Here is a 7,808-nt window from a genome sequence, read left to right as displayed (position 1 = left end):
GTAATCACCGAGATACCCATGTTAGGTGGATGTAGGCTGCTTTTTGCCTCCTTATTGGTATCTACGATAGCTGAAACGCTCTGTGTTCTCTGTATGCCGAAGGCGTTCTGTGGGCTCGAAATGTGCGCCAAAAGGCTCAGTGAACTCTGTGCGCTCTGTGAGAGAAAAAACCTCCCCAGGTTGAGAGAAAAACCTCCCCAGCGAGTTGTTTGTGTGTTATCTCATAGAGTGGGTATGTTCTATTTCTCACAGAAAAACACAGAAGAACAGAACACACAAAGGCTCACAGAGACATTAAGTCAACCGATATCACAGAACCTTACAGCCAACGTTAGCTAATCATCAACACCTAACACCCATCACCCAACACCCATCTAAGCTAATCATCAACACCTAACAACTATCACCCAACACCCACCAACTATCACCCACCACCCATCTAAGCTAATCATCAACACTCACCACCCATCACCTACCACCCACCACCCCCCACCCCACCTTATTTTATAAAGAATGTCAATTATTTCCTTTATCCAAATATTATCCTTACCTTTGTCTAAGAATGTTGACAGAAACGTAATAGAATTATTTGTCAATCTTAAAGTATAACTTATATTCATATTAAAGGAATGATAAAAAGATGTATGCTGCTCGTTGCAGCAATGATGGTAAGCCTTTGTGCGTCTGCACAGTTCCAAGAGGGGAAGGGCTATTTGGGTGCTTCTCTGACAGGACTCGACTTGCATTATAATGGTCAGGACGGTATTAACTTAGGCGTACAGGCTAAGGCGGGCTATTTCCCATGGGACAATGTGATGGTACTGGCTAATGTCGATGCGGTGCATAATGGCTCAGAGGCTGTTGCCGACCATATCAGTGTGGGAGTTGGTGGACGTTATTACATCACACAGAACGGCCTCTACTTGGGTGCTGGTGTGAAACTGCTCCATGCCAACCACAGTTATAACGACCTCATGCCAGGCATTGAGTTGGGTTATGCCTTCTTCCTTAACCGTTCGGTGACGATAGAGCCTGCTATCTACTTCGACCAGTCGTTTAAGGATCATGACTATTCAACGATTGGTTTGAAGATAGGTTTGGGTATCTATCTCTTTGACGATTAAGCAGATAGGCAAGCCTGTAAGATGAATAGCCATCAGTCGGCAGGGGATAGGCCGAGCGTATATCCTTTGTCGACCGATGGCTGATACGACTATTAGAAACCAGCGGAACGGATTGCCACGGTAGTTCCTTCCCTTCGTCTCTCTGGTCAGAGAGAATCGTTCAAAAGCATGCAACAGTATCCTTCCCAACTCTTAGAACGGGCCGTAGAGGCCTTCTCACAGTTGCCAGGTGTGGGGCGTAAGACCGCTCTACGCCTTGTTTTGCATTTGCTCCGACAGTCGGCTGCCGATGTGGATGGCTTTGCCGATGCTGTAGTAAGGGTCAGACATGACGTGAAATATTGCAAGGTATGCCATAACATCTCCGATGATGACGTCTGCGGAATATGCTCCGATCCACGTCGCGACGGCTCCGTGGTCTGCGTAGTCGAGAATGTGCAAGACGTCATGGCGATAGAGAATACCCAGCAGTTCCACGGCCTCTATCACGTCTTAGGCGGTATTATCTCACCGATGGACGGCATTGGTCCGAACGACTTAGAGATAGACTCGCTCGTAGAACGCGTCAAGGGCGGCACAGTGAAGGAGGTTATCCTTGCCTTAGCCAGTACGATGGAGGGCGACACGACCAACTTCTATATCTCACGCAAGCTGCGAGGGACGGGTGTGAAACTATCGGTTATCGCACGCGGCATCTCTGTTGGCGACGAACTTGAATATACTGACGAGGTGACCTTAGGGCGTAGTATCCTAAACCGCACCCCGCTTGAATCTTAAACAAACCTATGGATAAAACAAGAAAAATACTCCTTTCGGAGTTTTATGGTGCGTGTATTATCACGCTGATAATCATTGGAGTGTACGAACTTCGGCTTGTCCTCCCAGGCAACTGGGCCGACGTAGAGAGCGCAAAGATGGTCAGTCTGCAATTCCTGATGCAACTCTTGACCCTTGCCGCTATCCCTCTTGCCCTTTTCCTCTTCAAGATAGGCTACGTGCAGACGCTCTTGCAGTCGGATGAGAGCCATGTCAGTCGTAAGCTCCTTGTGTGGGGTAGCGTCCGTCTGATGCTACTCTGTCTGCCAATGATAGCCAACATCTTCTTTTATTATGCCTTTGGTGATGCCGTGAGCTTCTTCTATCTCGCTGTGATATTGGCGTTGAGTCTCTTCTTCGTCTATCCCAGCAAGAAGCGATGCGAGCATGAATGTTCCTTAGACAACCCTGAGCACGAGTAAATGAAACTGAGTGTTATCATCGTAAACTATAACGTCAAATACTATCTCGAGCAGTGTTTAGAGAGTCTGCAGCGTGCTTTGGAGGGCATAGAGGCCGAGGTGTTTGTGGTCGACAACCATTCGAGTGATGGTTCGATAGCCTATCTTCGTCCCCGCTTCCCTGCTGTGCGCTTCATTGCCAGTGCTCATAACTTAGGCTTTGCAGGGGGTAACAACATCGCAATCAGGCAGAGTCAGGGCGAGTATATACTCCTCTTAAACCCCGACACCGTTGTGGGCGAGGATGTTATCCGTGCGTCGCTCGACTTTATGGACAGCCATCCAAAGGCAGGCGGGCACGGTGTTGAGATGCTTAACGACAGTGGTAGCCGAGCCTTAGAAAGCCGTCGTGGCCTACCATCGCCGATGGTCTCGTTCTATAAGATGGTCGGTCTGTGTAAGCATTTCCCACAGAGTCGTCGCTTTGCACATTATTATATGGGGGGTCTCTCATGGGAGGTTGCAGGACAGATAGAGGTCGTCAGCGGTGCTTACTGCTTCCTTCGCAAGTCGGCCTTAGACCAGATAGGCCTCTTAGACGAGGATTTCTTTATGTATGGCGAGGATGTCGACCTCAGTTATCGACTGCTCAAAGGCGGCTACGAGAACTGGTATCTGCCCGTGCGCATCCTCCACTACAAGGGAGAGAGCACCCAGAAGTCGAGCTTCCGATATGTCCACGTCTTCTATGATGCCATGCTCATCTTCTTCCGCAAGCATTATGGCGGTATGAACGCACTGTGGCGACTGCCCATCAAGGGGGCTATCTATCTGAAAGCCTTTGCCTCGCTGATGCGCACCACAGCCCACGCTGTGAGAAAGAAGTTGGGCTTCCGCACCGCAAAGAGCCGCACTTACCCTCGTTATATCTTTGTGGGAAGTGAGGAGATGACGCTTGCCTGCCAACAACTCGCAGCCGACAACGCGCTGACAGCAGAGTATCGTATAGCCGGGGCAGATGAATTGATGAAGATTCATGACGAAATACTCCAACAGATAGGACGACAGAGTAAACCCTACTGTGTGGCCTACGACACCAGTCGCTTTCGTTATCAAGACATCTTAAACGCCTTCGCACGGCAGCCCATCAGCAATGTTCACATCGGATTCTACCATCCAAAAGACAATAGAGTCATTACCATGACTGAGATAATAGGAGGTTAAGACATGGAAAAAAAACGACACGTGAGGGTAAGACTAAGGGCGATGGAGCCAGAAGACCTCGATATGCTTTATCACATAGAGAACGACCGTAGCCTCTGGAATGTCAGTGCCACGAATGTTCCTTACAGTCGCTACGCATTGCATAACTATATTGCTGATGCGAAGAACGATATCTATATCGATGGACAGGTGCGATTGATTATCGAGAACGAACAGCAGGAGACGGTGGGCGTGATAGACCTTGTGGACTTCGATCCGAAGCATCAACGGGCGGAGATGGGCATCATCATCATGAAAGCCTTTCGCCGACAGGGCTACGCACAGGCTGCCATTGAGATGCTGACAGACTACAGTCGTAACATGCTCCACCTCAAACAAATCTATGCAGTGGTCGATGTTGATAACGAGGTGTCCCACCACTGCCTCCTTTCAATTGGTTTTACAGAGGGCGCAATACTGAAGGAGTGGATCTTCTGCGACGGTCGTTATAAGGATGCAAGGGTAATGCAACTGTTTATCTAAGGCCCCTTATTTGCGCTTACGGAGTTTTATCAGCTTTCTATCCAAAGGCATTTTAGATGGGAGCCTATCGAAGCGTGTATATTCCTCGGGGCTTGATACGAGAGCGCGGGAGTGTTTCACCTTATTATATATAGTGCCTTGATTGCGCTTGAGGATATTGAAGCGTCTACAATCAAAGCGTTTTACAGATAAGAGACAATCTATGGAGTGGATATTCCTCGATGGTTGTTATGAGTGCAGAGAGGTATTGTAACTTTTTATATAAAAAGCGTTGATTAATTTTGGTGGTATAGATTTTTATTATTACCTTTGCACTCGCAAAACAGAAAAAGGGTTTTTACGCTTTCATTTTGGTGCGTTAGTTCAGTTGGTTAGAATGCCTGCCTGTCACGCAGGAGGTCACGAGTTCGAGTCTCGTACGCACCGCTGAAACCCCTTCTGTAATGCTTGGTGCGTTAGTTCAGTTGGTTAGAATGCCTGCCTGTCACGCAGGAGGTCACGAGTTCGAGTCTCGTACGCACCGCTGAAACCTCGGTATTTACCGAGGTTTTTTGTATCCTCTCGAGTCTTAATCTTGTATGTATAGAATCGATCCCAGCCCTAATAACAGTAATATTCACCATCCACTTGTCTATTGAAGGGCATGGGTGGAAACCGACAACAGCCGCTTGTAGCTGTAATCATCACACCGGCTTTGCATGAACTGGTGTATGCGTAGAATCGCACTCAGCCCCTAACAGCTTCTTCAGAACACTGCCTCAGAACGGAGGCGACCGCCTGATGCGATGCCGATGAGTGCCTGTTTATGGCTGTCGGATAAAGGGTTCAAGGATTGGTGACCCTAATCAAGTTTTATGAAAAACGTGTTCAGAACGAAAAAGGCACCTCACGAAGGTTGAATAAAGCCGTCATGTAATCCAATTCTTTCCAATGTTTGCAGAATTGGAAAGAATTGACAACGATGCTTCCTACACTTTAGAGAGTAATTCGTCTAAGCCATCTCCTTTGATATAAGCCCTTTTCACCTTGTTTAATGAGATTTCCGAGACAATCTTCTCACCTAACAGACCGATGATATCCGACTTGGCTGTCGTTGGACTAACACCGAATTTAACCTCTAAGTCTTTGATGGTCACCATTGCAGAGGGTTCATCAGCAAAGAGCTTGATAATCTCTGCTTGCCGTTCATTAAAGTTCCCCATGCGCAGGAAAAGACTTGCCGCTTTCTTCTCCTCTTGCTTCCGCTTGATATAAGTTTGTAGTTGTTGGAATGACTGTTCCAATACTTTTAGATGATATGCAACGAAGTATCCAATATCCATTCCGTCTATCTCTGTATAAAGGAAGGCCTTTTCATATGCTTTCTTCGACCGTGCGATGACTCTTGAAATAGACAGGTATTCTGTCAGCCAGTAGCCCTCTCTTAGCATATACCAAAAGAACATCGCCCTTGCCGTTCTGCCATTGCCATCAACGAAAGGGTGAACAAATGAAATCATGAAATGGATTACGATGCCACGGATAACCGGATGGATGAATTGTTGAGGGTTTTTGTCGTTGAAAAACGCACAGAGGTCGTCTATAAACTGCGGAATCTCTTTATAAGAGGGAGGGGTGTGCACCGTCTCATGTGTGATGCCATTCTCCACGACAACATCGTCATTACTCCTAAAGCGTCCTGCATCCTCGGGGTTAAGCATCGTGTTATTCGTCATGAGACGATGTATCTGTAATAGTAGATCGGTAGACAGTGACGCATCCTTATGATCAACTATATATTGTATAGTCTGGTAGTTGTTATGGATCATCTGTTGGGACTTATCCCTCGGCGTCATCTTCTTTTGGAGCATTTCCTTAGCCACTCTCCTCGTTGTAGCGGCGCCCTCCATCTGACTTGAGAAGATGGCCTCTTCTATCAAAGAGCTGTCTAAATACTGCTCTTTGTTGTTCGCATCAATGATGGAGTTACTTCCCTGACTACCACCCCAGCATAGGTCGATAAGGTGGCACATCCTCTGCATCGAGCTTGTTAAGCTCAGTCTAATGTCATACTTATCCCATATACTTATAGAACATCTGCTCCTTGCGCCTTTCACAAGGGTCCATAACTGCTGAGGTGAGCAATCGGCTGGACACTTCTTATACTTAACCGCATCCCAATAGTCGAAGGTCTCATTGATTTTGTCAATCATTTCACCCACTTGCCGACTTGGTTGATGAAGCATAGCAGCTACCAGCTCGTCCTTACTAATATGTGGTGCCTTTTCTATATCCATACCTTCTTGTTTATTTGCAAAGCTAATCAATTCTTTCCAATACTGCAAACTTTGGAAAGAATTTGCATGTTTTTTAGTGGAAAGAAGGGTAAGACAGAGGGGACAGGGTAATTCTTTAAGACAGAGTAACAGGAGGACAGGAGTAACAGAGGGGGTTGTTTTTAAGACAGAATAACAGAGGGACGGATAGAGACAGGTGGTTTTTTTAAGACAGAATGACATAATGACAAAGGAAGACAGGTCTGTTTTTTTAGACAGAATGACATAATGACAAATAGAGAATGACATATTTTTTCTCACAGAGAACACAGAAGAACAGAACACACAGGTGTCAGAAAGATAGCGGCCCCTCCCCCTTCCCCTCCCCAAAAGGGAGGGGCGTAATCACCGAGATACCCCTATAAAAAGGATGTAGGCTTCGTTATGTCCCTTATTAGTAATGATAATAGCTGAAAGGCCTCTGTGAACTCTGTATGCCGGAGGCGTTCTGTGGGCTCGAAACTGTGCGCAAAAATGCTCAGTGAACTCTGTGAGCTCTGTGAGAGAAAAAACTACCCAAGAACCGTGTTAGCAGGCCAATAGGGGTAACCTCACATATTACGCCCCTCCCTACGGGGGAGGGGAAGGGGGAGGGGCCGCCGTGTGCTCCGTGAGAGAAAAAACTCCCCAAAAACTTACTCCATGATTACTTCCACCTTTTAGAGGAATTAGAAAGGCGGTAAAATAGCCTTACATAAATTCAATTGAATTACCATCTAAAAGGCAGTGTGATATCCCTTAAAATTGAGACTGTAACCCACAAGAAATCAAGTGGTTATATGTTGCGTTTGAGAACATGCCCTTCTTGCCCCAAGAAGGGCGTGTTCTGCATGCAAGAAGGGCATGTTCTCGAATGGAGAAGAGGCTTTTCTATTTCTGTAAAAGGGGGAGTACAGTTGACGAGTAGACGAGTTTACGAGTTGACAGGTTAATTGATAGTGTGGGTGAGGAGGCTGTTAAAGTAGACGAGTAAACGGGTTTGTGGGTTGATGGCTTGGGTGTTCAAGTTGACAAGTAAACGGGTTTGCGAGTAGAAGGGTTAATAGATAATGTTGATGAGAAGCAGTTAAAAGAAAACGAGCGAGCAAGTTTAGAAACTCACTCACTCGTCAACTAAAATATCTCAATATGTTTTCTTACTTTTTCGCAAGCAACTTGTAAACTCGTCAAACAGGTCAACTTGTCAACTTGTAGCACGTCCACATGTTACTTTGTCTTACTTTTACTCTGTCACAGCAGGCCCATGGCAGACTCGTTAACTTGTTAACGTGTTACTAATCTCCGTTCCTTTGTTACTCTGTCTAACTATTCCCTTGTCTGCCGATACACGTCCGCATGTTACTTTGTCTTACTTTACTCTGTCACAGCAGGCCCTATGGCAGACTCGTTAACTTGTTAACGTGTTA

General features: G+C 46.4%; 6 protein-coding genes and 2 tRNA genes. 7 read left to right on the top strand and 1 reads right to left on the bottom strand.

Annotation, left to right across the window (positions count from 1 at the left end; genetic code table 11):
- Positions 1-629 precede the first annotated feature (629 nt).
- The 7 genes from HMPREF0666_RS00390 to HMPREF0666_RS00360 all read left to right on the top strand — a co-directional run bounded on the left by HMPREF0666_RS00390 (position 630) and on the right by HMPREF0666_RS00360 (position 4,610).
- Positions 630-1,124 (top strand): membrane protein, encoded by a 495-nt coding sequence (locus HMPREF0666_RS00390; RefSeq protein ID WP_042855786.1) that lies wholly within the window; start codon positions 630-632, stop codon positions 1,122-1,124.
- 168 nt (positions 1,125-1,292) lie between these two features.
- Positions 1,293-1,901 carry a recombination mediator RecR gene (gene recR, locus HMPREF0666_RS00385; protein WP_009010275.1) on the top strand — a complete coding sequence of 203 codons (609 nt, stop codon included), beginning with the start codon at positions 1,293-1,295 and terminating at the stop codon, positions 1,899-1,901.
- Between the two features lie 8 nt (positions 1,902-1,909).
- Complete coding sequence (locus HMPREF0666_RS00380) at positions 1,910-2,362, top strand: hypothetical protein (protein WP_009010274.1); 453 nt, start codon at positions 1,910-1,912, stop codon at positions 2,360-2,362.
- The gene (locus HMPREF0666_RS00375; RefSeq protein WP_009010273.1) at positions 2,363-3,565 is read left to right on the top strand and encodes a glycosyltransferase family 2 protein; all 1,203 of its coding nucleotides are present in this window, start codon (positions 2,363-2,365) and stop codon (positions 3,563-3,565) included.
- A 3-nt stretch (positions 3,566-3,568) separates the two neighbouring features.
- Complete coding sequence (locus HMPREF0666_RS00370; RefSeq protein ID WP_042855784.1) at positions 3,569-4,087, top strand: GNAT family N-acetyltransferase; 519 nt, start codon at positions 3,569-3,571, stop codon at positions 4,085-4,087.
- Between the two features lie 352 nt (positions 4,088-4,439).
- Positions 4,440-4,513 (top strand) — tRNA-Asp (locus HMPREF0666_RS00365).
- A 23-nt stretch (positions 4,514-4,536) separates the two neighbouring features.
- Positions 4,537-4,610, top strand: a tRNA-Asp gene (locus tag HMPREF0666_RS00360).
- 445 nt (positions 4,611-5,055) lie between these two features.
- Here the strand turns inward: HMPREF0666_RS00360 and HMPREF0666_RS00355 are convergent.
- Positions 5,056-6,363, bottom strand: coding sequence for a Fic family protein (locus HMPREF0666_RS00355; RefSeq protein ID WP_042855846.1), 1,308 nt, complete (start codon positions 6,361-6,363; stop codon positions 5,056-5,058).
- Positions 6,364-7,808 lie beyond the last annotated feature (1,445 nt).

Source organism: Prevotella sp. C561, assembly GCF_000224595.1.
Taxonomy (GTDB): Bacteria; Bacteroidota; Bacteroidia; order Bacteroidales; family Bacteroidaceae; genus Prevotella; species Prevotella jejuni.
The sequence above is the reverse complement of the archived record's forward strand: the minus strand, read 5'-3'. Positions and strand labels throughout refer to the sequence as shown.